Annotated in this window: 27 protein-coding genes; 7 read left to right on the forward strand and 20 right to left on the reverse strand. The window is 63.6% G+C overall.

Features of this window, described 5'->3' with window-relative positions; all coding sequences use genetic code 11:
* Positions 1–3: 3 nt before the first annotated feature.
* The 17 genes from KYN89_RS00915 to KYN89_RS00995 are packed head-to-tail and all read right to left on the reverse strand — an operon-like array spanning position 4 to position 14,926.
* Complete coding sequence (locus tag KYN89_RS00915) at positions 4–1,440, reverse strand: conjugal transfer protein TraH (protein ID WP_222823383.1); 1,437 nt, start codon at positions 1,438–1,440, stop codon at positions 4–6.
* Positions 1,430–2,242 carry a conjugal transfer protein TraF gene (locus KYN89_RS00920; RefSeq protein ID WP_222823384.1) on the reverse strand — a complete coding sequence of 271 codons (813 nt, stop codon included), beginning with the start codon at positions 2,240–2,242 and terminating at the stop codon, positions 1,430–1,432. The genes KYN89_RS00915 and KYN89_RS00920 overlap by 11 nt, the downstream gene beginning before the upstream one ends.
* Positions 2,239–3,963 (reverse strand): conjugal transfer protein TraN, encoded by a 1,725-nt coding sequence (locus KYN89_RS00925; protein ID WP_222823385.1) that lies wholly within the window; start codon positions 3,961–3,963, stop codon positions 2,239–2,241. Before KYN89_RS00925 ends, KYN89_RS00920 begins: the two co-directional genes overlap by 4 nt.
* A complete protein-coding gene (gene trbC / locus KYN89_RS00930) occupies positions 3,960–4,715 on the reverse strand; it encodes a type-F conjugative transfer system pilin assembly protein TrbC (RefSeq protein WP_222823386.1) in 756 nt (251 codons plus the stop codon). The genes KYN89_RS00925 and trbC overlap by 4 nt, the downstream gene beginning before the upstream one ends.
* Positions 4,712–5,725 carry a conjugal transfer pilus assembly protein TraU gene (gene traU, locus KYN89_RS00935; RefSeq protein WP_222823387.1) on the reverse strand — a complete coding sequence of 338 codons (1,014 nt, stop codon included), beginning with the start codon at positions 5,723–5,725 and terminating at the stop codon, positions 4,712–4,714. Before traU ends, trbC begins: the two co-directional genes overlap by 4 nt.
* Positions 5,722–6,354, reverse strand: coding sequence for a type-F conjugative transfer system protein TraW (traW, locus tag KYN89_RS00940; protein WP_222823388.1), 633 nt, complete (start codon positions 6,352–6,354; stop codon positions 5,722–5,724). Before traW ends, traU begins: the two co-directional genes overlap by 4 nt.
* Positions 6,354–6,860, reverse strand: coding sequence for a S26 family signal peptidase (locus KYN89_RS00945; RefSeq protein ID WP_222823389.1), 507 nt, complete (start codon positions 6,858–6,860; stop codon positions 6,354–6,356). Before KYN89_RS00945 ends, traW begins: the two co-directional genes overlap by 1 nt.
* Positions 6,857–7,237 (reverse strand): TrbI F-type domain-containing protein, encoded by a 381-nt coding sequence (locus KYN89_RS00950; protein WP_222823390.1) that lies wholly within the window; start codon positions 7,235–7,237, stop codon positions 6,857–6,859. Before KYN89_RS00950 ends, KYN89_RS00945 begins: the two co-directional genes overlap by 4 nt.
* Complete coding sequence (locus tag KYN89_RS00955) at positions 7,230–7,637, reverse strand: hypothetical protein (protein ID WP_222823391.1); 408 nt, start codon at positions 7,635–7,637, stop codon at positions 7,230–7,232. Before KYN89_RS00955 ends, KYN89_RS00950 begins: the two co-directional genes overlap by 8 nt.
* On the reverse strand, positions 7,634–10,183 hold the full coding sequence (traC, locus tag KYN89_RS00960) for a type IV secretion system protein TraC (RefSeq protein ID WP_222823392.1): 2,550 nt from the start codon (positions 10,181–10,183) through the stop codon (positions 7,634–7,636). Before traC ends, KYN89_RS00955 begins: the two co-directional genes overlap by 4 nt.
* Complete coding sequence (locus tag KYN89_RS00965) at positions 10,180–10,794, reverse strand: hypothetical protein (RefSeq protein WP_222823393.1); 615 nt, start codon at positions 10,792–10,794, stop codon at positions 10,180–10,182. Before KYN89_RS00965 ends, traC begins: the two co-directional genes overlap by 4 nt.
* Complete coding sequence (locus tag KYN89_RS00970; protein ID WP_222823394.1) at positions 10,791–11,660, reverse strand: DsbC family protein; 870 nt, start codon at positions 11,658–11,660, stop codon at positions 10,791–10,793. Before KYN89_RS00970 ends, KYN89_RS00965 begins: the two co-directional genes overlap by 4 nt.
* On the reverse strand, positions 11,657–12,952 hold the full coding sequence (locus tag KYN89_RS00975) for a TraB/VirB10 family protein (protein ID WP_222823395.1): 1,296 nt from the start codon (positions 12,950–12,952) through the stop codon (positions 11,657–11,659). Before KYN89_RS00975 ends, KYN89_RS00970 begins: the two co-directional genes overlap by 4 nt.
* Positions 12,952–13,707 (reverse strand): type-F conjugative transfer system secretin TraK, encoded by a 756-nt coding sequence (locus KYN89_RS00980; RefSeq protein WP_222823396.1) that lies wholly within the window; start codon positions 13,705–13,707, stop codon positions 12,952–12,954. The genes KYN89_RS00975 and KYN89_RS00980 overlap by 1 nt, the downstream gene beginning before the upstream one ends.
* On the reverse strand, positions 13,704–14,273 hold the full coding sequence (locus KYN89_RS00985; RefSeq protein ID WP_222823397.1) for a type IV conjugative transfer system protein TraE: 570 nt from the start codon (positions 14,271–14,273) through the stop codon (positions 13,704–13,706). Before KYN89_RS00985 ends, KYN89_RS00980 begins: the two co-directional genes overlap by 4 nt.
* Positions 14,274–14,285: 12 nt before the next feature.
* A complete protein-coding gene (traL, locus tag KYN89_RS00990; protein WP_222823398.1) occupies positions 14,286–14,573 on the reverse strand; it encodes a type IV conjugative transfer system protein TraL in 288 nt (95 codons plus the stop codon).
* Between the two features lie 26 nt (positions 14,574–14,599).
* Positions 14,600–14,926: a hypothetical protein gene (locus KYN89_RS00995; protein WP_222823399.1), complete on the reverse strand. Its 327-nt coding sequence runs from the start codon at positions 14,924–14,926 to the stop codon at positions 14,600–14,602.
* Between the two features lie 363 nt (positions 14,927–15,289).
* Between KYN89_RS00995 and KYN89_RS01000 the strand changes: the two genes are divergently transcribed.
* The 3 genes from KYN89_RS01000 to KYN89_RS01010 are packed head-to-tail and all read left to right on the forward strand — an operon-like array spanning position 15,290 to position 16,117.
* Positions 15,290–15,751 (forward strand): hypothetical protein, encoded by a 462-nt coding sequence (locus KYN89_RS01000; RefSeq protein ID WP_222823400.1) that lies wholly within the window; start codon positions 15,290–15,292, stop codon positions 15,749–15,751.
* Positions 15,729–15,983 (forward strand): helix-turn-helix transcriptional regulator, encoded by a 255-nt coding sequence (locus KYN89_RS01005; protein WP_187336392.1) that lies wholly within the window; start codon positions 15,729–15,731, stop codon positions 15,981–15,983. The genes KYN89_RS01000 and KYN89_RS01005 overlap by 23 nt, the downstream gene beginning before the upstream one ends.
* A complete protein-coding gene (locus KYN89_RS01010) occupies positions 15,980–16,117 on the forward strand; it encodes a hypothetical protein (protein WP_222823401.1) in 138 nt (45 codons plus the stop codon). The genes KYN89_RS01005 and KYN89_RS01010 overlap by 4 nt, the downstream gene beginning before the upstream one ends.
* A 655-nt stretch (positions 16,118–16,772) precedes the next feature.
* Here the strand turns inward: KYN89_RS01010 and KYN89_RS01015 are convergent.
* The 3 genes from KYN89_RS01015 to htpX all read right to left on the reverse strand — a co-directional run bounded on the left by KYN89_RS01015 (position 16,773) and on the right by htpX (position 18,273).
* Positions 16,773–17,045, reverse strand: coding sequence for an usg protein (locus KYN89_RS01015; RefSeq protein WP_222823402.1), 273 nt, complete (start codon positions 17,043–17,045; stop codon positions 16,773–16,775).
* Positions 17,042–17,275 carry a hypothetical protein gene (locus KYN89_RS01020; RefSeq protein ID WP_222823403.1) on the reverse strand — a complete coding sequence of 78 codons (234 nt, stop codon included), beginning with the start codon at positions 17,273–17,275 and terminating at the stop codon, positions 17,042–17,044. Before KYN89_RS01020 ends, KYN89_RS01015 begins: the two co-directional genes overlap by 4 nt.
* Before the next feature lie 131 nt (positions 17,276–17,406).
* A complete protein-coding gene (gene htpX / locus KYN89_RS01025; RefSeq protein WP_222823404.1) occupies positions 17,407–18,273 on the reverse strand; it encodes a zinc metalloprotease HtpX in 867 nt (288 codons plus the stop codon).
* 251 nt (positions 18,274–18,524) lie between these two features.
* On the opposite strand from htpX, the gene groES reads away from it, so the two are divergent.
* The 4 genes from groES (at position 18,525) to KYN89_RS01045 (ending at position 22,387) form a co-directional block, all read left to right on the forward strand.
* Positions 18,525–18,839 carry a co-chaperone GroES gene (gene groES, locus KYN89_RS01030; protein WP_160659394.1) on the forward strand — a complete coding sequence of 105 codons (315 nt, stop codon included), beginning with the start codon at positions 18,525–18,527 and terminating at the stop codon, positions 18,837–18,839.
* A gap of 52 nt (positions 18,840–18,891) precedes the next feature.
* Positions 18,892–20,511, forward strand: coding sequence for a chaperonin GroEL (gene groL, locus KYN89_RS01035; RefSeq protein ID WP_222823405.1), 1,620 nt, complete (start codon positions 18,892–18,894; stop codon positions 20,509–20,511).
* Between the two features lie 240 nt (positions 20,512–20,751).
* Entirely contained in the window at positions 20,752–21,246 is a 495-nt protein-coding gene (locus tag KYN89_RS01040) for an Hsp20 family protein (protein WP_190788892.1), read from the forward strand.
* A 220-nt stretch (positions 21,247–21,466) separates the two neighbouring features.
* Complete coding sequence (locus tag KYN89_RS01045; protein ID WP_222823406.1) at positions 21,467–22,387, forward strand: YfdX family protein; 921 nt, start codon at positions 21,467–21,469, stop codon at positions 22,385–22,387.
* Positions 22,388–22,389 lie beyond the last annotated feature (2 nt).

The following is a 22,389-nucleotide window of genomic DNA, read 5'->3' on the forward strand; positions in this document are numbered from 1 at the left end:
GCCTCAGGGGACGATCGAGCGCGACTGGAGTCCGCGCGACCAGTCGAGCGCGGCGGACATCGAGGGCGACATCGAAGCGGCGAGCGCGTTCTCGATCATCGCGGTCTTCTCGATGATCTGCATGATCGCCGAGACCTTGGCCTGTCCGGTCGCCTGCCGCTGGACGAGGCCAGAGCGCACCTCGGCGACCTGGCCGCGCCAGATTGCGAGCTTGGCTTCGTCGGCGGCGATGAAGCTCGCCATAGAGCGCCCGGCTTCGGACACGATCCGGTCGAGAATCGCATAGAGGAGATCGATGCTGGCGATCTCGGCGAGCGTGTCGCGGTCGTCGGTGGGCATACCGCGACCGTAGGCGGCCTGGACCGTGAGGATCTTGTACAAGGGGACCGAGGCAACCTGCAGCAGCTCCTTCTCCGCATTGCCGATCGCGGTATCGGCCCGGATTGCATCGACCATATTGCCGATGAGGAGCGCGACGCGGGGGCGGATCGCCTTGGCGTTGGAAAGGCTCATCTGCTCGAATGTCGGATTGAGGCAGAGATCGGTCTCGTCGCAGCGGAACACGCGCACGGTCTGGCCCTGTGTCCCGTCGAGTAGCGCGCTCACCAGCGTCGACGAGGCATCGCCTGCAAACGGCACAAACTTGCCTGCTTCATCGTCTTTTGGCGGAACGTAGATCACCGTGCCGATCAGCGTCATGGCGTATTCGACAAGCTCGCGGTCGAATGTCCCGCCGGGATTGAAGAAGGCGCTCTTCTTGAGGACATGCCAAGTGTAATTGCGTGGCACACCGGGATTGACGTCGGCATAGTCGGCGCCGGCACCTTCATTGGTCGAGGCGCGCTGGCCGCGTGTGCCGCAGCCGTGCTTCGCCGCAGCATAGTCGGTGAAGATGCCCTCGGAATTGCCGATCGCTTCGCAGATCGCCTTGTCGGCGAGATCACCCTTGGGCCACAGGCCGCCGACCAGCCCCTGCGCCATTTCGCAGGAGTTGATCGAGAGGTTGTTCATGAGTTGCGCCTTTTGGCTGAACTCCTGCATGATCTTGTTGCATTCGGGGCAAACGGTGTCGATCGCGAGGCTGAAGGCGAATCCGACCGCGTTGTTGGCGACGGCCTTCAGGAGCGCGACCATCTCGCTTGCATTGATGAAGGAAAAGGACCCGGCGAAGATGTCGATGCCGCCGCACCCCGCGCGGGCGCGCGGCAGCTGGAGGTTGGCGATGTTGGTCGTCTTCTGCGGGAAGCGTGTCCAGACATTGCCGAGGCTGTAATAGCCCGCCGATTGGCCTTCGAAAGCGGTCGGGCCGGTGACGTTTGCCGCCGCGCCCATGTCGTCCATGAACCGGTCCATGCTGTCGCCGACGTTGGCGGCAACCGGTGATGCGACCGTGCTGGCAGCGGCGAGGGTCAGCGCTGCATTTCGAATGCTAGTAATCATGTCCGGCTTCCTTCGAGGTGAGGAGGTAGATGCGCTCCTGGAGCTCGTCGGCCGAAAGCACGCCGTAGCCAATCGGGATCGGCCGTTTGGTCACGCTGTCCCACAGCACGAGTGCGGGGGTGGCCTTGCCTTCAAGGCCAAGCCTGGCGCGCTGGTTGGTCTCGACCTTGTAGTCAGGGAAATGGCGCGAGGGCCCGCCGTCGGTCGAAATGGCGCGCACGGTAATCCGCCAGCGGTCGGCGACGCTTTTGACGATCGGGCTCATCACTTCGCAGGGTGCGCAAGTCGAGCTGTAGAAATAGAACAGGCCGTAGCGCTGCGAGAGCCTTGCCATGACGCTATCGCGCTCGGCGCTGCGGGCATCCTGCCATTGCTTCTTGGCGAGCGCGCCGACGGGACGTTCAAGCGTGTAATCGAGTTCGGGGTCCTGCCAGATCGCGCGCTGCCAGACATCGGAGAAGAGCGAGGCGCGGTCGAGCTGCGCGCGCTGGAAGCGGATATAGGCCGCGACATTCGCTTCGGTGGGATAGAGGATCGCGCGCGCCTTCAATTCGCGTAGCTCGGACGTGATCGCATCGAGTTCCTGCGTCGCCGCGACCGGCTCGATTTCGGGCGATTGCGGTTCCTCTGCGGGCACAGGTTTGACGCAGTAGAACCAGTAGCCGAGCCTGCGCTCTTCGCAGTAGAGCGCGTCTGCAGCGGTGGTCGATGCAGTTTCCTGTCGCTCCTGGGCCTGGGCCAAGGTGGTGGGGAGAGCGGCGAGGCCGAGCGCAAGCGCCGTGAGGTGATAGAGATGGGTCATTGGCCGCCCCTTGCGTAATAGTCGTCGATCTTCTGCTGGATGAGGATGGAGGTCTCGAGCTCGTCGGGCAGCCGCGCGGCATCGGTGAACTCGGCATAGACCTCGCTGAAATCCATACGGCTGAGGTCGAGCCTGGCGAATTCGTCGAGGGTGAACCCCTCGCACTGTTCCTCCTTGGGCTTGTCCCACGGCTTTGGGAGCTGCTTGCGGCCCTGTTCCTGGAGGATGCGGGAGAGTTTGCTCTCGAAGCAGCAATAGACCTTCTTCTTGGTCAGGCAGACGCCGAGGAACTTGTCCGAGCAGTAGGTCCCGACATAGGCGCACAGCCCCTGCGCATCGCGCTGGTGGAGCAGCACTTCCTCGCGGTCGCAGCCAAGCGCGACCAGCAGGCTGATGCCCGGAATAAGCGGGAAACCCTTGCCCTTGCAGCAATTGAGCACGCCGAAGACCTTGGACGAGCAGGTGTTGCGCGTGCCGCGGAACAGCGTCAGCGTATTCGGATCGAACTGGCCGCGCGCCTCGTCCATCGCATGTAGCGCCACCGCAGCATCTTTGAACTCGTCGTTTGCGGTGCGCTCGATCGTCTCGCAGCTGCCATCGATGCAATAGACATCGCCGTCGCAAACATACTGAGTGTTGCTGTCTGTCGCTGGCAGCGGGCATTCGTAGATGCGCTCCCAGGTCTCGCAAGGCGTCTCATCGGTGAGGCATTCCTCGCGCAGGAACCGGCAGGTGCCCTGGCTCTCGATGTCCGAGCAGTCGGTCGCCGCCTCGCGCGCGGTGCAGGTGTAGCTGCGCTGCCATTCCCAGCATGGACGGGTGACTGAGACACCGTTCACGATACGGGTCTGCGGATCGGCGTCGGTGCAGATCTCCGTATCGAGCGTGCAATCTCCATTGTCGCCAAAGCCCGTGCACTGGCTCTCGTCGGGCGTTGTCGTGACCGTCGTCGCAGTGGTGACCATGTAGGGTGTTTGCCCTGACACTTGCTCGTCGCAGGTGAGTTCGGTGATCGGGTCGCCCGGCTCGGAACACCACGGCCGGCCACCCGAGGAACTCCACTGCAGGCAGGTATCGCGCCGTCCCGTCACGCGGCAGAAATAGCCGTCGAACCCGGCGCATTCGGGCTCGCCCGAGCCGTTGAAATCGCCGAAGCGGTTGCAGAGGTAATGATACTGCGGACGCTGGCTCACCGTCGTAACCAGCGGTACCGCGCACTGTCCCGCCGACTGGTCGATCCTTGTGCCGGTGTTGCAGGTCGCGGTGTAGGTCCCGGCCGAGCTCGAACCAGGAGGCAGCGGGACACAGGTGCCCTGGCCCCCCGAGATCGCCATGCCGCTGGTGTAGTCGAGCGGAGCCTCGTTGATCGCCAGGCTGCGCGCGATGACATCCTCGATCTCGCCCGGATCGAACCGCGCGCGATTGGCCACACTGTCGCGCATCGCGCGGTACCCCTGGTGGCCGCTCGCCGCTGCTGCCGCATTGCTCTCGATCCGGTCCGGATCCTGGGCGAGGGTCTCGAGCCCCCGGACCGCGTTGCGATCGTAGTTGGGGAGGCTGGAAGCGTTCGGCTGTTGCTGCGCTGCCTGCTGGGCTTCGCCGCGCAGGCTCTCGGCAAAGGCCTTGCCGTCGGCCTTCGCGTCCTGCTGCTGGGCTGCCGCACTCACGCTGAGGAGGAGCGCGGCGAAAGCGGTCACGGCGAGCTTGACCGGGTGTCTCATGGGCGCTGCTCCCTCAGGCGGGCGAGGTGGAGGCGGGCAAGCTGCGCGCCCGGGCCGCCGCCAGTGGCAAAGGTCTCGAGCGCGTCCTCGACGCTGACATTGCCAGCGAGCCGGTCGTGCGGCGGTAAAGTGTCGCTGCAATCAAACCCGTCGCAGGGGCTGAAATCGCTCGCGACCATCACGAAGCTTGGTGCGACGGCGATATCGAAGGCACGGAAGAGACGCGGATCGATGCCAAGCGCGCCGGCTTCGCTGCCATCGCGCCAGATCGCCGCGAGCCGCTTCTTGAAGGCGGCGCTGTCGCCTTGCGGAAATCCGCGCAGCACGGTGACTCCGCCGGCGCGGGTGACGTCGCGGACCAGCGCCTTCAAGGACGGCTCGGGCATCGACAGCGACGCAAAGGCGATGAAGCGCGGGGCCTCGCCAATGGCTGCGACTTCCGCATCAGCCTTGGCGCGGATCATGCCATCGAGATCGAGCGGACCGGCGCCGGCACTCGCCTGTGCTTCCTTCGCATAGGCGGCGCGGTTGTCGAGCGCCGCCTGCTGCGTTGTGCGTGCGTCCTCGGCCAGCGCGTCGGCCCTGGTCCTGACCGAGGTCGCGAGTGCTTCGGCATCCTGGGCATGCTCGCTCGCGCGCGCCCGAACTTCGGCGAGATCGAGATCGGGAGGAGCATCCTGCGCCGACGCGGCAGCGAAGGCAGCGGCGGTCGCCAGGCTGATGAGGACGAGGAGAGGGAAGGCGTTTCTCATAGCGCGCAGCAATTCCTCTTGCGCCAGACGAGGTATCCCATGTCTTCGCCGATGGCGGGGATGACCTGTCCGGGGGACTGGAAGGTGGTCGAGGCACCGACGGGCGGGCAGGCGTAGCGGCCCTTGGTCGCTGGATTGGGGTTGGTGGCCTGGAAGCGGTATTGCTGCTTCCTCATCACCGGCATGAGGTATTTGCCGCACAGGCCCTTGGAGCCCATCGTGCCCCACGAGACCAGTTCGCGGTGGAGCTTGTAGGCGAAGCGCGAGAGCACGAGCCGCGAGGCCTGGACGTGGCCTATGCTGGCCGAGACATTGCCGTTCATCGGGTACATCGAGCCTTGGCAGCCCGCGCACCAGAACATCTCGTCGAGCGGCAGGTTAGCGGTCGATGCAGCGCAATCCGCCGCGCAGGCAGCAAGCGCCAGCGGGTTGGCGAAGAGCACGGCCTCGGGGTTGATGGTCGCGGTGAGTTCGCTGTCCTGCCACAGCGGATCGATCTCGGAGATATAGAGGATGTCGATCGATCCCGGCTCGAGGCACAGGAAATCGGCGACGATTTCCATCCAGTAGATCAGCGGATAGGCGTACCAGTGGACGTGCCAGCTCGAGTAGTACTGGCTGGCGCCGCCCACCGCCGAGGGACCCGAGATCGAGCGGAACCCGATATCGAAGCCGGGATCGAGCTTCATTCCGCCGAGGTTGACAAAGCACCATGGCTTCATGCTGACATCGGCGAGCCGCACCGGCTCCCAGAACCCCATCGCGATGCCGGGCCGAAGACCGCACAGGCACAGCGGGAAATCGGGGTTGTCGGGATCGGGACGATTGCTCGGCCAGATGTCGAGCCCGCCGACCGAGATCGGGAACAGGCACGACCAGCAGATGTCGGTGATCGGATTGACGAACTGCCCGGTGCATTTGCCCGGCCCGGCATCGGCTGAGGCGGGTGAGGCAAGAGCGAGCGACAATGCCGCTGTAACGAGGATCAGGGAAGCGCGGATGCTGCTCATGGCTGGGCCTTTCGGGGCGGAAGCGCGATCTCGCTTATCTCGAGCTGACGCCCGTTCTGGCGCACCCGCGCGGGGACGGCCTTGATGCCGAATTTCTCGGTAAGCTTGCCGCCCTGGTCGAAATAGAAGCGGCGCTGGCGCGCTTTCATCAGCTCAAGCGGCGCGCCTTTCACTAGGATCAGCTTGGCATTGGCCTCTTGCCTCAGCGCCCAGGCGATCTGCGAGGGATCGTCGCCGTCGAGGAACAGGAGGTCTGAGCGCAGCTTGACGCTGTCGAGCGGATTGACCCGCGTTCCGGCCGCATGGATGAGCTCGCCTTTGGCCCCGCGGATATCGGCGGCTAGCGTGATCGTTGGATCGAAGGGCCAGCTACGGCTTTCCTGCGCGCGGATCAGGCCGGCAACCGGATCGGGCCGGTTGACCCGCGCAATGGTCCGGCGCTTCAATTCCTGGTTGAGCCGCGCTGTCACACCCGACTTTTCCATTGTGGTGAGGCGCGAATGGATCTGCTCGAGCAGGTCGCGCTCGATCACCGGAAACACCGCGCCGCGCTGGCCGTAGTCGCGCGCCTGCAAGCTGACCGGGAGCGCAGCGAGGAGAAGCGCGCCAAGCGGGAGGAGCGAGCGCATCACAGGATCGCCCTCCCGCTGCCGAGGATCTGGCTGCGACACACGAACCCGATTTCTGCGTAGCGGCTGTCGAGCCCGCGTGGATGGCCGGTGCCGGTGTAATAGCAGCTCTCGGGGATCACACCTTGCGGACCCCGCGTGAGCGGAACGCCGAGTCGGGTGACCTTGAGCAGGCTCGCGACTTTCCTGCCGTTGATGAAGACCGCGTCGCCCTCATGGCGCACGACATCGCCCGGCATGCCCAGCACGCGCTTGCCGAACATCTGCGGTCCTCGACCGAAATGTCTTTCGACAAGTTCGCTTTGTGGCGGCTCGAAGAAAATAAGGCTGCCGCGCTGGATCGGAGCCTTCTTGTCGAGCCAGAATGCCCAGTTGGGGAGGCTCGGGCTCGCATTGATGAGGAAAGCATGGTCCTTGCTGAAGGCATCGAGCGGCGCCCAGGCGAGCGGCAGCAGGACAAGCCCCGAAAGCAGCAGCGGACGGCGCAGCGAGAGGGGAAGGATCATGGCTGCTTCTCCCCGGCGAGCTTGTCCGCGATGCGCCGCTCGAGTTCGGGGGTTGCGTCTTCGGCAGCACCTGCGAGCACGGCTTCGGCGACGAGCACCACGCGGCCGTCGCGGCCCATCTCGGCAACTGCTGCCTCGGCGGCCTTGAGATAGGCCAGACTTGCCGCCTGGACGACCGCAGGATCGGCATCGGCGCGCGCGGCCTCCTCGACGAAGGTGCCTATGGTCTCGGCGAGCCGGACGGTGACGATCCGCTGCTTGGGGGCGCTAATGACCTGCTGGGTAAGCCATGCGCCCCACAGCAGCGCGGCAACGAGCACCGCGACGGCAAGAAGTTTCGGGCCCAGCTGGCGAAGCGGGAGGTTCAGTCTATCCATGGCGGGGAGCTCCTTCGGAGAGGCGGCGGTCGAGGCGGCGCAGGAAGGCCGGCAGGCGCAGCAGGGCGAGGCCGCCAGTGGCGATGAGGAAGGCGATCTGGAGGTCCTGCGCAAAGAAGCGCTGTGCGATCGGTTCGGCGGTGCGGTAGTGGTCAGCGAGATTGCCGAACTGTGCGAACAGCGCCGTGAGGTCCCAGCCGGCGATGAGCAGAAACACGAACAGCGGCAGGCCGAGGACCAGCAACAGCGTGCTCACAGCGAAGCCTGCCGCTTCGATGAGGACGAGGCAGGTGCCCTGGAACAGCGCGAGCCAGTTTACGGCGCGATGCTTTTCGCGGGCGCGTCTGACAGTCGGAAGCGGCACGCGGTCGACGAGCGTGGTGGTCTCGAGCACCATCATGCGCCTCCTTCCACGCCGGCGACGAGCGCAACCGCGCGTTCCAGCGGCATGCCGTTTTCGACATGGCGGCGGATCGCGGCATAGGTGTCGGGATCGGAGGAGAAGATCGTCGCGGACAGCGGATCGAGGACAAGCCGCCCGACGGCTTCGACCTCGGGGCCTTTCAGGTAGATCTCACTGTATTCACTGCCCGAGCGCTTGAGGCTGCGGATCAGCGTCTCGGTGCGGTCGTCCATGTCGAGCCGCGCTTCCTTGCGGAAATCGGCGATGGTCTCGGGCTTCTGCTGGAGCACCAGCATCCAGTCGCTGTTTTCGAGCGCGGCGCGCGCGCCATCGGACTTGTAATAGTCATTCAATGACTGGGTGGCGGTCGCAAGCGCGCCGCCATATTTGCGCGCGGTGCGGGCATAGGTCTCGACAAACTCGCCCATCGAACCGCCCTTGAGCATCGCCCAGGCCTCATCGATCAGCAGCAGTTTTTTGGTCGAACGCGACGAGCGCGTCATCGCTTGGCCGGTCATGAACATGATCGCCGAGAGCACGACGCTGCGCAGTTCCTCCCGAGATGCGAGATCGCTCATCTCGAACACGGTAAAGTCGTCCTCGAGCGCGAAACTCGCCTTGCCAGAGAAGAACCCGGCATAGCTGCCGCCGCGGCAGAAGGGCGCGATCGCGGTTGCCAAATCCTTGCCCGCCTCGTTTGCGCTCTGATGGAGTGCATGGGCGACATCGTCGATCGCTCCGCCACTGCCGAGCGCTTCCCAGACCTGCGTCACCGCGCGGTCGATGAGCCCGCGCTCGGTGTCCGAAGGCGCGGCGCTCGGCCGCGCCATCTGGCCGACGATCGCCTTGATCATCGCGAAGCAGTCGAGGCGGTAATCCTCGTCTTGATGCGCGCGGGCGTCGTCGACCATGGAAAAGGGGTTGAGCGAAAAGCCCGAGGCGAGCGTGAACTCGACGAAGCGCCCGCCCTGCAGTTTGACCGAATGCTCGAAACTGCGCCCGTCGTCGATCACCACGACCTTGGCGCCCGCTCCCCGCAGCGCAGCGCAGAGTTCCTGCAGCAGGACCGACTTGCCCGAGCCGGACTTGCCACAGATCGCGATGTTGTGATTGCCGGCCGTGTTCTCGAAGGGCGACCAGAAGAAGGGTTGGCCGCGTCGTCCGAGAAGGAGCAAGTGCGGGATCGTCCCGCCGAGATACTCGCCCTGCAGGGGGGCGATATTGGCCGCGGTGGTCGAGAGCATGGTGCGAAAGCGCTTGAGCCGCGCAAGGTCGTGGACCAGCCCGTCGGCAAGGCTCAGCGGGAAGGCGGCGACCAGGCCCTGTAGCTGGAGGAACCGCTCGTCGGCGAGGTCCCAACCGGCGGCCTTGTAGATCGCCTTGACCGTGCGCTCGTGCGCATCGCCTTCGCCCAAGGGCGAGATGGTGGTGAGGCCGTAGAAGAGCTTGACCAGCTTCTTGCCTGCCTGGAGTTCGGCCTGGACGTGCTTCCACTCGGCCGATTGCTCGGAAAGCCTGGGCAGGAAGCGCGCGCTCCTGGTCTCCGACAGGCTGGTGGTGCGCATGAACTTGTAGCCCACGCGCGCAGATGCCGCTTCCTGGTCGGGATAGTGCAGGCACAGCATGGTCGCGGCAGGGCAGGGAAAGCGCAGCTTGTCGGTGAACATGTCGCCGATCAGCCGCGCGCATTCCCACGGCGCCCAGCGTTCGGGCGTTGAACGCACGCCGTAATGGCGCACATCGAAGCGATCGGGATAGCAGCTGCCCATCTGTGGAATACCGTCGCGGCTGCGTCCGGTCTCACGAAAGCGCTCGGTCCTGAGGATCAGCCGGTCGTCCTCGACCTCGAGTTCGATATCGCGGCGGATCGCCTGCACGTCGAGCGTGTCTTCACGGTTCCAGTGGGTGAGGTCGGGTTCGCGCGCGGTTGTCGGCGAGGTCAGCTCGTCGATCAGCGCGAGAAGTCCGGCCGGTTCGAGACGGTTCGAGACAAGACCCAGCGAATTGAGCATCCCTGCCATCCCGTCGCGGCATTCGGTGAGCTCGGCGTCGGTGACGCTTCCGGGCACGGGAACGCCGAGCGACAGTACAAGGCGGACATGGCGCGCATGAAACGGCGCATGCGCCGAGCCCGACTGCCACACGAGGTCGTAGAGGCGGTTGGTCCGCGCCTTGGCGATTGCTTCGTAGATCCCGCCTTGTTCGTAGCGCGGGCCGAACCAGGGGCCGACGATCGCGCCGATCCGGGGGGAAGCGAAGTTCAGGACCTGGAGGCAGGCGCCTTGTGGCAGGCTCTCGGAGAAGAACTGTCCAAGGATTTCGCCGGTACGCTCATCCGCACCGATCAGCGGGGTCACTTCGAGGACGAAGCCCTTCGAGTGCGCGTTGCGGTAGAGACCCGGGCCTTCGTCGTAGACGCGGTAGGGGAGCCAGTCCGAGAGCATGTCGAGCGCGAATTGCGGACGGGCATGTTCGGCCTGCCGCGCATCGCCGAACAGGCCAGAGAGCAGCGCGTCACGCGCCGAGGCAAGCGAGAGGGTCATTGGCGCTCTCCTTCGGGACCACCAGGCGAAAGGGGGTGGGGCACCCGACCGGGGGAGGGGGGACGGCCAGGTGCCCCGGTGTCCGGCGCCGAAACGCCGGGCTGCGCTTCCGGGGCCTGGGAGGGGATAACCAGGACCTCGGGCAGCTGCAGGGGAAGGGGATCAATGACAGGCGCACTCTCATTGTCTGTCGGTGGCGGCGCAGTGATGGCATCGTCGCCCGCGCGTCCGAGCGCGCGGAGCACCTCGACGGTCGAGCGCGGGGCATGCCAGCTTTCGGCGGGATGATCGGGCAGCGCGATATGGACCACGCGCGCCTCGTGGTCCCGGCCCGCCGCGTCGCGATAGGCGGCGATGACAATCCGCAGCGACCGGGCATCCGCCTGGCGCGGGCCAGCGAGCGTAGCAAGCGGAGTGCTCTTGGTGACCGGTGTCGAGCCGTTGCCAGCTTCGCCGAGCGCCGCGCTGTCGATCAGCGTGGTGGGCGCGCAGCTGCCCTCGGGAGCGCGGCAGTCGAAGTCGCCTTTGACATTGCCGCCGAGCGTGGCGCAACCGGCGATGCCCGCGGCAAGGCTCGCAGCCGCGAATGCCCTCAAGTGTCGCGCGCTCATTGGCCTGCTCCGGGACGCTGGTTGGCGAAGCGGTGAAGCGTCTGGGCGTCGCGGTAGCCGTGCAGCACCGCGCCATCGCTTGCGCGCACGATCACCGGGGTTCCGGCAAAGCCGTTGGCCTCGGCAAAGGCCTCGTTGGCGTCGAGTGCGTGGATGGCCTTGCAATTGGCGGGACGCCGCACGTGCTTGCCGGTATAGGCAGCGTGAAGCGCCGCGACCGGATTGCTGGCGCAGAGGACGCTTTCGGACAGGCGTCGGCTCGCCGCGCCGAAGATCGAGATCGGTCTCTCCTCGACCATTACGCCCGCCTGCTCGAGTGCGCCGGTGAGCTTCTTGCAGTAGCCGCACTGGAAATCGGAGAAGACCACCAGCCGCGGACCCTTGGGATTGCCCCAGCGGATCGCGCCCTCACGAGGGAGCCGCGAGAGGTCGACCTTTGTCTTGCCCGGTGCGGGCGCGGCTTCGCTGTGCGCGGTTTCGGTACGGCCCGCTGCGCGCGCAGCTCCGGCGGCGAGCAAATCAGGATTGAGCTCGAGCAGGCGCGCCGCGGTGACGTCGCGCCGTTCTTCGAGATCGTAGAGCCGTCCCACGAAGAGATAGCGCGCGGCTTCGTCGGTGTAGAACAGCGTCTCGCCCGAGACGACCTCGCACCACGGCGCGAAGCTTGTGCAGTCGAGCGCGTCGATCGGAGTTTTCGGGAGCCTGAGCTTGAGCGCCTGGACGACATCGCGGGCGATGGCGGCCTGCGCCGGCATGGCGGTCAGCACGGCAACGCCGCTGGTAAGGAGGGCGGCAGCGCTGGCGGCGGCGAGCGAGATGTGCGCGGCGCGGGCCTTCAGGCCCGGCCGGTGGTGGGAAAAGTTCATTGGTCTGTGCTCCTGACATGGACGCCGTCGAGGAAGACAATCTCGACCTGGATGCCGGTCGGCATCTCGACGACGGGTTGGTATTGTTCTGCGCGTTCGATGAGGTATTTGCTGACCGTGTCGGCGGCTTCGCCCGCGCCTTGGCCGAAGCCGCCGGCAAGGATGTCGGTCGGCGAGAGCGCCTCGCGTTTGCCGTCGCTGCCGACTTGGCCGGCAAAGATGCCGTTGGCGTTGGCCGAAAAGCCGCGTCCGAACCCGCCGACGATCCCGGCGAGCAGCGCCTGGCTGACGAGGCTGCCTTCGCGGCTGACGACGCGGCCGCGCACGCCCGACTTTCCGGCAAAGGCGATGAACCCCTTGACCTCGCTCACCGCGAAACGCCCGCCGGGCTGGGCGCAGGTCATGCGAACGAGCTTGACGTAGACCTTCTCGGCCGAGAGATCGCCGCGCGCCGCGCCATTGACGAGGCATCCGGTGAGGTCGGTCGTCAGTAGGCGGTTGCCCTTCAGCACCGAGCGCGCGGGGCCGGTGATGCGCAGCACCACGGGCAGCGGATCGCTCTGGCTCGTCACCCCGGTCGAGGCATCGACCCCGACGATCACCGTCGCCGGCGCGTAGCTGTTGGGCGGAAGGTAGTCGCGGCTGTCCTCAAGCAGCAGGGGCGGCACATTGGCGTCGACCTTCTTGCCTGCCGTGCCGGGCTTCTCCCCGCTGAAGCTCAAGAGGCTCGCCTTCGGCTCGGCCATGGGGCCAGCACCGGGGTCGAGGGCGGCCGCTGCAACGCCAGGTGCGCGTGGATCGAGCGGAGCAACCGGCGCGACCGGGGGATTGGCGCGCTGGGACTCGAGTTCGGAGCGCAAAGCGGCGTTCTCGGCCGAAATCGCGTCGATCGCCGCCTGGCCGTCGCTCAGCATCCGCGCGTTCTCGCCGCGCAGCGTCTCGAGTTCCTGCTCGATCGAGGCCTTGGGGAGCTGGCTCTCCTGCAGATCCTTGATCGCGCGGCCCTGCGCATCGAGCCGGTTGCCATAGGTGGCGACGAATTCGCGCTGCGAGAGGTTGCGATTGACCAGCGCACCGGTCTCGATCGTGGTCGAACCCGCGCCCTCGCCATCCTCCGCGTCGTCGCCGCCGAAGATGAACATCGAACCGGCAATGAGCGCGACCCCGCCGATGCCTGCGAGGAGCAGCTTCTGGCGCTGCGCGACGGTCTTGTTCAGGTCGCGCCGGGCTTCGGAGCGGCTTTCGTCTCGCGGCTGCTCTGCGGTAGCGGCGCCGGTATCGGTGTCGGCCATTATTCGAGCCCTCCCTTGGCAAAGACGAGGAAGGCCTGAGTGGTCTCACCGGGGGCGAGCGTGTCGCGGCCAAAGGCAAAGGCGAGCGCGCCTGCGGGAGCCTCGCGTTCGCTGGAGAGGTCGATAGGTGCCGGGCCAAGATTGCGCAGCGTGAAGGCCTGGCCGGTGAGCTCGGCGCCCTCGTATTCGGCGACCTGCTGGACCTCGAGGCTGTCGGTGCGGCGCGGGCGCGAGAGCTCGGCGCGCGCCCGGAAACCGGGGAGCACGGCATCGCTCGCCATCGCCTCGATCAGGCGGATCGCAGCCTCGTCGCGGGTCGGGGCTTGGCCCTCCCACTCGGCAGCGTCGGGCCTCGCAAGCGCGGGGTTGGTGACGAAGAGCTGGCTCGCTTCCTCGCCCTCGACCTTGCAGGCAAACTTGTAGACATGGCCCGCGCTGCTGGTGGCAAAGAAGCTGACCTTCGCGCTCGCATATTGCAGCGGCACCGAGACATAGATGTCGCCGCGGACCGGCTCGTGGGTCACCTCGAAATCGTTGTAGGGAAAGCCGCTCGCCATCTTTGAGACATTGGCGAAGCCGTCTTCGATGAGCGCGATGCGCGTGAGTGCGCCGCGGGCGAGCACGCAATCGATAGTCGCGCCGTCGGCAGCTTCGACGAACTGGTCTGCCCGGGCTGGCGTAGCGAAAGCGCAGGTCAGGGCGGCGAGCGCAATACTTGTCGCTGCTGCCGGGAAGGGACGGGCAAGGAGACTCATAGGTCTTCCTCCTCGTTGGGGTTGGGAAGCTGGCGGAAACCTGCAAGGCCGAGACTGAGGCCGCGGCGGTTCCAGTTGAATTCGAAGCTGCGCTCCTGGCTCGCGATCACCTGTGCACCGACGAAGGTCTTGAGCGTGCCCGTGACGGTCGAGGTCAGAGTCTTTGGATCGACGCGCATCGAGGCGATGACGAAGGCCTGACTGATGTCCGAGCCGCGCTGCTCGTCGACGATCTTGACGAGCTCGGCCTTGAGATGTCCGCGCGCTGCCGGATCGGCGACCTTGAGGATCTGCTCCATCCAGTAGTCGAGGCTTTCGGGCGCGCGGTTAAGGAGCATCAGCGCGGTGTCGCGGGTGACGAGCTCGAGATAGTGCGCTTCGATCCCGCCGCTGCTGAGCGCGATCCGTTCCGACGTGATCGGCAAAAGCACGAGCGTTTCGTCGCGCGTCGCTGCCGCGCCGACCGCGAGCACGGTGGTGAGACCGAGCACGGCCGCAAGCGCCGCAAAGCGGTTGCGCTGTTTCAGATGCCGCTGCGCTTCCTCGTAGGCGAATTCGTGTTTCATGGATGTGCTCCCTCAGCCTGCGAGCAGGCGGCAATGGGAGGGCGGCGTGGCTTTTAGCCCGAGGAAACTCCCCGGCAGGTACCAGTAGGCAGCATGCACCAGTTTCGACCCGGCACCTGATGCCTTCGCCTTTCGAAGGGCGAACCAGGTGAGCCCGGACAGGGCTGTGCCGATGATGATGTGCTGCGCGAGGATGCCCCAGGCGAAGGGGACGAGGAGCCCCGCGAACTCGTCGATGGTCCAGAAACCGATGAGTTCCGCATCGTCGAGCCGCCGTGGAACGAGGTATCTGTCGGCCATGCCGCCCTCCCGTCGCTAACCGCGGCTCAGATGACCGCAGTGACGACCGAGGTGACGATAGGCACGCCCGTGCCGACGCCGATTCCGACGCCCACCGGCACCGCGACCTGACCGAGAGCAAACCGTCCCGAAGCGAGCGCGATCAGGCCACCGGCAAGGCTGAGGACCGTGATGATCTTGCCGCCCGAGCCTTCGAGGAAGTCGGTGAATTTCTGCAGCGCAGGGTCGAAGGTGGTGTCGGCGCCGGCATAGGCGACACCGGCGCAAGCGAGCGCGATCGCGGCAGGTAGAATATAGTCGCGGGCACGAATGCCCTTGGCGGGTTGGCGGGGAAGGGTAATTGCCTTGGTCATCGAGGAACTCCGTTTCGAACATGTGCAGCGATGTGTTCGCTGTATGTTCTTTCCTCGATTCCAAGGCCGGGTGTAGGAAACCAGAAACTGCCGCGCGCCGCATTCCGACCAAGAGAAATCGTCGATTTTGGATGAGTTGACCGGGTTTCGCGCGACCGGTGCTGCTCCCGCAGCCGCGACTACCGATTGTTGCGCCATCGATACCGCAATCTGAGATCGAGGGACCGGAATCTGCGCGAATCACATCGTCCGACGATGTGTCGATTTCCTATAAGTTCCTCATTTGTTCTTTTTACTTTCCTACAGTTTGACGCGTCGCATAGCCTGCTGTCGATTCGCTTGAGACAACCGGAAGCAGGTGCCATGACGCAAAGCAGACAGGACAAATGGGGAGAGGCATCGCGTGGCCTCGCTGCTTTTCTCGACCATGCCGTAGGAGAGAGTGGCCAATCCCGGCGGACGATTGCCGCGCAGACGAATATCAACAAGGATGCGCTCCGACGCATTCTTGCCGGGACACGGCCCGCCACGCTACAAGAGGCGCTCACCATACTCGACGCGTGCGGACACGCGCCTCGGACCTCCCTTATGCTGGCTCTCGCAGGCTATTCACAGCAGACGGTTGATTGGCAGAGCTCCGCTGTGCTGCAGTTTCTTGAAACCTTCATCAGCGAGCTGCCGGTCGCGTTGGATCAGGCCTTGGGTGAGCGGCTGCTCGATGTGAGACCTCGCTGGGCGAAGGGGGCCGCGCACCGCACCGCCGGTCTCCTGTCGGACCATCTCGCACAACTGGAGAGGCAGGATGAACAGAGCTTTGCTCTCTGAAACGGCGACCGAAGACCACACGGATGCGGAAGCGGGTGCTGGCGAGGCAGCGCCCGACCGGCTCATCCGTCTTCCCGAGGTCATGGCGCGCGTGGGACTGCGCCGAACTGCAATCTATCAGCGGATGCGCGAAGGTCGCTTTCCGCAGTCTCGCTCGCTTGGTCCGCGTTGCACAGTCTGGCTCGAAGCGGAAATCGACCGCTGGATCGAGCAAGTTTGTAGTCGAGAATGATTCTGCAAACCGAACTGCATTCCGCACCTTTTTTGCAAGCTGTCGAGCCGGCCCAAGAAGGACCGGCCCGCAGCGTGATGATGGAGGCTTTGGCGATCGTCCGGTTCCTCGTTCACCCTCTGCTTTTGGCATAAACGGGGAAGTGACGGACAGCGCCGTAATTTTCCAAGGGTTTCATGGATTTCAGGACTGTCAGTTCAGCATCGCTGATAACGAAATCGACGTCAGAGTTCGGCCGCATGTGCGCAGGCGTCACAGTCTTGGGAAGCGGCAGAAGTCCGAGCTGGAGCAGATATCGGATGGCCAGTTGAGGAACCGAAACGTCTTACTTCTCAGCGAGTTCAGCGATCTCCACACTGTCCAAGATTTCACCATGACCGAAGGGCGAAAAGGCCTCGGTCAGTATGTTTCGCTCCCGTGCATACGCGATCAGGTCGAACGGCGTGTGTAGCCGCATGCGTGCGCATGTGTTCGCCTGAAACCGTGGCATTTTTGGGGTATCGATGGGGGTATTTTCGGCCTCCTCGGAATCGGGCAATACCCCCACCTATGAACTTGCGGCGAGAAAAGATTTTCATCCAACTGCAACGGCTTGTCGAAGCGATTCCAAGAACGGATAAATCAAAAGGTCCCAAGATCACCGCTGCGTTCGAGTCCCGCCTGAGGACTCGAACAGACGTGCCCGACTTTGGGGCAGGGGAGGACACAACCTTTTCATTCCTAGGATGACCGCTTTGCGCCCCAAGTCGGACGTGCAGGTAAGGAAAATCGACCCCGAGAGCGGACATATCAGTCTTCCCAAGAGATAACCCCATCCACAGAGCGCCAGTTAGCGGGGCGGATGAGTTTTTCGTGTGCGATACGGACTGACTGTATTTCCGCCACGATCTCGCGTCTCCAGTAGTCGAGAAAATCGAACAGCACCGGAAAGTCCGGTGCTGCGTCGTATTCTTGCCACGCGAAGGTTTGTATGATGGACGGAAGATCGGGCATGAAATAGCATATTTCCGCAGTGGTCAGCCCGTAGCCATCAAGCTGCACAAGAAAGGCCCGATCCGTCATTGCGACCTCGTTGGGCGATTGTGCTCGTCGAGTGACTTCATGGCATCAAAGATATCATCAATCCCCACAGGCTTTCCCAATTCGGGCGGCTTTCGCGTTCCGGGCTGGCTCTCGACCGCGTTGCGGTCGGATGCCCAGGAGGCAAGTATCGCCCGCTTTACCTCGGGTTCAAGTGAGGGATGATGGGCAACATCAAAGGGATGCAAATAACGAGAGACAGGTTGCGACATGATCGATCCTCCTTTGTTTTGCGTCGCGTTTTGCCATTTTGCGCTTTCAACATTTGAAGGGCGTTCGCTGACACTTAGCGAACTCCGAGGCAGCCTTGCGGTGATGCCTCTGAGTAACGCTTAGCCGCACATTAGCGCGGCAGCAGCGTCCGGGTCGCTGGAAAGCTGTTCCGCCTCAGCGTGCTGCGCTTCAATTCACGCAGTGCCGAAATCCGGCGCTCGGTCGCGGGATGGGTCGAGAACAGCTCGCCCACATGCGTCGGAACGATGTAGAGTTGGGCGGCAGCTGGGTTCCGCTCGGTCACCGGGTTCGGCACCTGGCGCGCCGCGTGAGAAATCTTGCGCAGCGCCGAGGCTAGTGCATCGGGATCTCCGCAAATCTCAGCTCCCGCTCGGTCCGCACCGAACTCGCGCGTCCGACTGATTGCCATTTGCACGATCATCGCCGCGAACGGAGCGAGCAGTATCGCTCCAATCAGCGCCAGCGGGTTATTCCGGCTATCACTCGAGAAGATCATGCCGAAGTTCGCCAGCATGGAAATCGCACCAGCGATGGTCGCCACCATCGTCATGATGAGCGTATCGCGGTTCTGGATATGGCCGAGTTCGTGCGCCATTACCGCTGCGACTTCATCGCGCGACAACATGTCCAGCAAGCCCGTCGTAGCCGCGACCGCCGCGTTTTCAGGATTGCGGCCTGTTGCGAACGCGTTGGGATGTGGGCTGTCGATCACATAGACTTTCGGCATGGGAAGACCGGCGCGCTGAGCCAGGATCGCGACGATGCTGTAGAAATCGGGCGAGGTCCTCGCGTTCACCTCGCGCGCCTTGTGCATCGACAAAACGATCTTGTCTGCCTTCCAATAAGTCACGAAATTCATCGCGCCCGCGATAATGAGCGCAATGAGAGCGCCGCCGGTCCCGCCAATCATGTAGCCTGTGCCCATGAACAGCGCGGTCAGGGCAGCGAGCAGAATGAAAGTTCTCATAATGTTCACTGTTTATCCTCCAACCTGGAGAAACTTCCCAAAAACTAGTGAACAGGTCTTTCGTTTCAATATCTCTGATACACACGAATGAATCATGTGAATGGGGCGCCAATCCATGACAATTCATGCGTCGCCGAGCTGTGCAAATTTCTCGCCGAGAGGTTCTTGAAGCCGCTTCCGCCGGAACTAGATCGCGAAAATCTCCTGCCGAAAATGGGGGAGATTTCCGTGTTCATATCGCTTTGTAATGGAGGTTATGCATGCACTTTAAACCTTTGCACGATCGCGTGCTGGTTCGTCGCCTTGAGGCGGAAGAGAAGACCGCTGGCGGCATTATCATTCCCGACACTGCCAAAGAAAAGCCGATGGAAGGCGAAGTTGTCGCCGTTGGCCCGGGTGCGCGTGACGATGCCGGGAAGCTGGTGGAACTCGCCGTCAAGGCGGGCGACCGCATCCTGTTCGGCAAGTGGTCCGGCACCGAAGTGCGGATCGAAGGCGAGGACCTGCTCATCATGAAGGAGAGCGACATCCTCGGCATCATCGAAACCACCGCCGAGCTCAAGAAGGCGGCGTAAGCAACCAACCCGATCTTCGGTTCAATCGAAGGAAGAGAAAGGAGCAGGCCAGATGGCTGCGAAAGAAGTAAAATTTGCGTCGGATGCGCGTGATCGCATGCTCCGCGGCGTGGATACGCTTGCAAATGCGGTCAAGGTAACTCTCGGCCCCAAGGGCCGCAACGTGGTGATCGAGAAGAGCTTCGGTGCCCCTCGTATCACCAAGGACGGCGTCACCGTCGCCAAGGAAATCGAACTCAAGGACAAGTTCGAAAACATGGGCGCACAGATGCTGCGCGAAGTCGCCAGCAAGCAGAACGACAAGGCGGGTGACGGCACCACCACCGCCACCGTTCTCGCTCAAGCGATCGTTCGCGAAGGCGCGAAGGCTGTTGCTGCGGGCATGAACCCGATGGACCTTAAGCGCGGGATTGATCTTGCGGTTGGCACTGTCGTCAAGGACATCGAAAGCCACGCCAAGACGGTATCCGCCAACAGCGAAATCGCACAGGTCGCGACCATTTCCGCCAATGGCGACGAAACCGTCGGTCGCATCCTTGCCGAAGCCATGGACAAAGTCGGCAACGAAGGCGTGATCACGGTCGAGGAAGCCAAGAGCCTCGAAACCGAGCTCGAAACGGTCGAGGGCATGCAGTTCGACCGCGGCTACCTCTCGCCCTATTTCGTAACCAATGCCGAGAAGCTGAAGGTGGAACTCGAGGATCCGTACATCCTCATTCACGAGAAGAAGCTGTCGAACCTGCAGGCGCTGATCCCGCTACTCGAACAGGTCGTGCAGTCGGGCAAGCCGTTGCTGATCATCGCCGAGGACGTCGAAGGCGAAGCCCTAGCAACCCTCGTTGTCAACAAGCTGCGTGGCGGCCTGAAGGTCGCGGCAGTTAAGGCACCCGGCTTCGGCGATCGCCGCAAAGCCATGCTGGAGGATATTGCAATCCTTACCGCCGGCAATGTGGTCAGCGAGGAACTCGGCACCAAGCTGGAAAACGTCACCATCGGCATGCTCGGCCGGGCCAAGAAGGTCATCATCGACAAGGACAACACGACCATCGTCGATGGTGCCGGCAACAAGGCCGACATCGACGCCCGTGTCAGCCAGATCCGTGCCCAGATCGAGACCACGACCAGCGACTACGACCGCGAAAAGCTGCAGGAACGCGTGGCCAAGCTGGCTGGCGGCGTGGCCGTCATCCGCGTCGGCGGTGCGACAGAGGTCGAGGTCAAGGAGCGCAAGGACCGCGTCGACGATGCGCTGCACGCGACCCGTGCGGCTGTCGAGGAAGGCATCCTGCCGGGCGGCGGTATAGCCTTGCTCCGCGCGCTCAAGTCGCTCGAAGGCCTTAAGGCCGCCAACGACGACCAGCAGTCGGGTATCGACATTGTGCGCCGTGCGCTGCGCGCCCCGGCTCGCCAGATTGCCGAGAACGCGGGTGAGGACGGTGCCTATATCGTCGGCAAGCTGCTCGAAGGCGACGACTATAACCACGGCTTCAACGCCGCGACCGGCGAATATGAAGACCTGGTGAAGTCGGGTGTGATCGATCCGGCGAAGGTCGTTCGAACGGCGCTGCAGGATGCGGCATCGGTCGCCTCACTGCTCATCACGACCGAGGCGCTCGTGGCCGAACTTCCGAAGGAAGATGCACCGGCACCGATGCCGACAATGGACTACTGAACCGCCAGAATTCAGTCTTGGCAGACTGGCAGGCGCGCTCGAAAGGGCGCGCCTGCTTTTCTTTCAAGCATCTGAATTAAAGGCATAAAAATCTGCATTTCGACTCTTGAAACCGCTTTTGACCTTACTAAATCAGAAATTGCCGGATGCCATAATGGGTCTGGTTGGACATTAGAGCGTCAGCTCTTTCGTTCGCTGACGCCTCTCGTGCCCAGATTGCTCAACAAGGAGGATTTGGAAATGAGAACTGCATTCGATTTTACCCCCTACCGGCGCTCCACCGTCGGTTTTGACCGTCTGTTCGACGCACTCGAGCGAAGCTCTCGCGTCGATACGCAGGACGGCTATCCACCTTTCGATATCGCCCGAACAGGCGAAGAAAGCTATCGCATCACGCTCGCGGTGGCCGGCTTCAGTCCGGACGAGATCGACATCACCGCTCAGCAGAACCAGCTCATCATCTCCGGCGAAAAAGCCGAGAAGGATGAAGACGGCGTCGAGGTGATCCATCGCGGGATTGCGACGCGCGCGTTCGAGCGCCGGTTCCAGCTGGCCGACTATGTCGAAGTCCAGGATGCGAGCTACGAGAACGGGATGCTGACGCTTTCGCTCGAGCGCGTCGTTCCCGAAGCGATGAAGCCGCGCAAGATCGAAATCGGTGCAAGCGGCAACGACAACGCGCCGCAGATCACCGACGGCAAGTCGAAGGACAAGGCCGAGAAGAAAGCGGCCTAAGTCTGGATCTTCGAGCAAATCCTCGCCGGGTCGGGTGCACCAGTACTCGGGCCGGACGGGGAGGCATGGCTGGCCGGGTCGACCGGTCGGGCGACGAGTGGTGTGCGATAGACAATAAATCAGCGACCTCCGCCCTCATTGGATGACCCTGTCCGCCATGCAGCTCGAAAGAGCGTCGCACGAACGACGCTCCCTTGCAGCGAACGAAAGGAGGATAATCATGCTGCGCAAATCGAAATTCTTGGCGGCGACCGCCGCTCTTTCACTGGCCTTCCCGACTGCCGCGTGCGCTCAGGAGGCTGAGACCCAAATCGAACCGGTCAAAACCACCGAGGAAGTGGAGGCCGATGTCCAGGCGCAAACCGATGAGACACTCTCCGAGCGCCGCGCCGAGCTTCTCGCGGAAGCGACTGAAGCGTTGAGCGAGACGCAGAAAGCGATCACGGCTCTCGAAAAAGAGAACACCCAGGAAGCGCTCGATGCCCTCGCGGTCGCGACCGGTAAGCTCGAACTCATTCTGGCACGCGATCCCGGCCTGTCGCTCGCGCCGGTCGATGTCTCGATCGTCGAGCGCGACGTTCTGACCACGCCCGAAGCGGTGAGGGAGCTGCGTGACGAGATCGAAGAATTAACCGACGAAGGACGCCTACAGGAAGCGCGCCGCCTGATCGCCGGTCTCGCTAGCGAAATCGTGATCCGCACTGCCAACCTGCCGCTGCTCACCTACCCCGACGCCATCAAGCTCGCCGCGGCGCAGCTTGATCGCGGAGAGGAGGAGCTTGCGCTGAGCACGCTGAATACCGCGCTGTCCACGATCGTTGTGACTGAGGCGACAGTGCCTCTGCCGATGCTCCGCGCCGAAGCCAGTGTCGATGCAGCGCGCGAGCTTTTGGATGAAGCTGGCGGAGTGACGTCTCTTTCTGGCGAACAAAAGGAACAGGTTGCTACCCATCTCGGTGCCGCGCGCACCCAACTCGAAATGGCCGAAGCGCTCGGCTACGAAGCGGGCGACGCACGCGATGACCTCGACGACGATATCGAACAGCTCGAAGAGCAGATCGACGCGGGCGAGGAATCCGATAGCCTGTTCGACTCCATCAAGCGGCAGTTCAATTCGTTGAAGGACCGTCTGACGACGTAACC

This window comes from Alteriqipengyuania abyssalis (assembly GCF_019857185.1).
Lineage (GTDB): Bacteria > Pseudomonadota > Alphaproteobacteria > Sphingomonadales > Sphingomonadaceae > Alteriqipengyuania > Alteriqipengyuania abyssalis.

Coding starts and splice junctions, on each gene's coding strand:
- KYN89_RS00915 (WP_222823383.1), bottom strand. CDS start 1,440: ATGATTACTAGCATTCGAAATGCAGCGCTGACCCTCGCCGCTGCCAGC.
- KYN89_RS00920 (WP_222823384.1), bottom strand. CDS start 2,242: ATGACCCATCTCTATCACCTCACGGCGCTTGCGCTCGGCCTCGCCGCT.
- KYN89_RS00925 (WP_222823385.1), bottom strand. CDS start 3,963: ATGAGACACCCGGTCAAGCTCGCCGTGACCGCTTTCGCCGCGCTCCTC.
- trbC (WP_222823386.1), bottom strand. CDS start 4,715: ATGAGAAACGCCTTCCCTCTCCTCGTCCTCATCAGCCTGGCGACCGCC.
- traU (WP_222823387.1), bottom strand. CDS start 5,725: ATGAGCAGCATCCGCGCTTCCCTGATCCTCGTTACAGCGGCATTGTCG.
- traW (WP_222823388.1), bottom strand. CDS start 6,354: ATGCGCTCGCTCCTCCCGCTTGGCGCGCTTCTCCTCGCTGCGCTCCCG.
- KYN89_RS00945 (WP_222823389.1), bottom strand. CDS start 6,860: ATGATCCTTCCCCTCTCGCTGCGCCGTCCGCTGCTGCTTTCGGGGCTT.
- KYN89_RS00950 (WP_222823390.1), bottom strand. CDS start 7,237: ATGGATAGACTGAACCTCCCGCTTCGCCAGCTGGGCCCGAAACTTCTT.
- KYN89_RS00955 (WP_222823391.1), bottom strand. CDS start 7,637: ATGATGGTGCTCGAGACCACCACGCTCGTCGACCGCGTGCCGCTTCCG.
- traC (WP_222823392.1), bottom strand. CDS start 10,183: ATGACCCTCTCGCTTGCCTCGGCGCGTGACGCGCTGCTCTCTGGCCTG.
- KYN89_RS00965 (WP_222823393.1), bottom strand. CDS start 10,794: ATGAGCGCGCGACACTTGAGGGCATTCGCGGCTGCGAGCCTTGCCGCG.
- KYN89_RS00970 (WP_222823394.1), bottom strand. CDS start 11,660: ATGAACTTTTCCCACCACCGGCCGGGCCTGAAGGCCCGCGCCGCGCAC.
- KYN89_RS00975 (WP_222823395.1), bottom strand. CDS start 12,952: ATGGCCGACACCGATACCGGCGCCGCTACCGCAGAGCAGCCGCGAGAC.
- KYN89_RS00980 (WP_222823396.1), bottom strand. CDS start 13,707: ATGAGTCTCCTTGCCCGTCCCTTCCCGGCAGCAGCGACAAGTATTGCG.
- KYN89_RS00985 (WP_222823397.1), bottom strand. CDS start 14,273: ATGAAACACGAATTCGCCTACGAGGAAGCGCAGCGGCATCTGAAACAG.
- traL (WP_222823398.1), bottom strand. CDS start 14,573: ATGGCCGACAGATACCTCGTTCCACGGCGGCTCGACGATGCGGAACTC.
- KYN89_RS00995 (WP_222823399.1), bottom strand. CDS start 14,926: ATGACCAAGGCAATTACCCTTCCCCGCCAACCCGCCAAGGGCATTCGT.
- KYN89_RS01000 (WP_222823400.1), top strand. CDS start 15,290: ATGACGCAAAGCAGACAGGACAAATGGGGAGAGGCATCGCGTGGCCTC.
- KYN89_RS01005 (WP_187336392.1), top strand. CDS start 15,729: ATGAACAGAGCTTTGCTCTCTGAAACGGCGACCGAAGACCACACGGAT.
- KYN89_RS01010 (WP_222823401.1), top strand. CDS start 15,980: ATGATTCTGCAAACCGAACTGCATTCCGCACCTTTTTTGCAAGCTGTC.
- KYN89_RS01015 (WP_222823402.1), bottom strand. CDS start 17,045: ATGACGGATCGGGCCTTTCTTGTGCAGCTTGATGGCTACGGGCTGACC.
- KYN89_RS01020 (WP_222823403.1), bottom strand. CDS start 17,275: ATGTCGCAACCTGTCTCTCGTTATTTGCATCCCTTTGATGTTGCCCAT.
- groES (WP_160659394.1), top strand. CDS start 18,525: ATGCACTTTAAACCTTTGCACGATCGCGTGCTGGTTCGTCGCCTTGAG.
- groL (WP_222823405.1), top strand. CDS start 18,892: ATGGCTGCGAAAGAAGTAAAATTTGCGTCGGATGCGCGTGATCGCATG.
- KYN89_RS01040 (WP_190788892.1), top strand. CDS start 20,752: ATGAGAACTGCATTCGATTTTACCCCCTACCGGCGCTCCACCGTCGGT.
- KYN89_RS01045 (WP_222823406.1), top strand. CDS start 21,467: ATGCTGCGCAAATCGAAATTCTTGGCGGCGACCGCCGCTCTTTCACTG.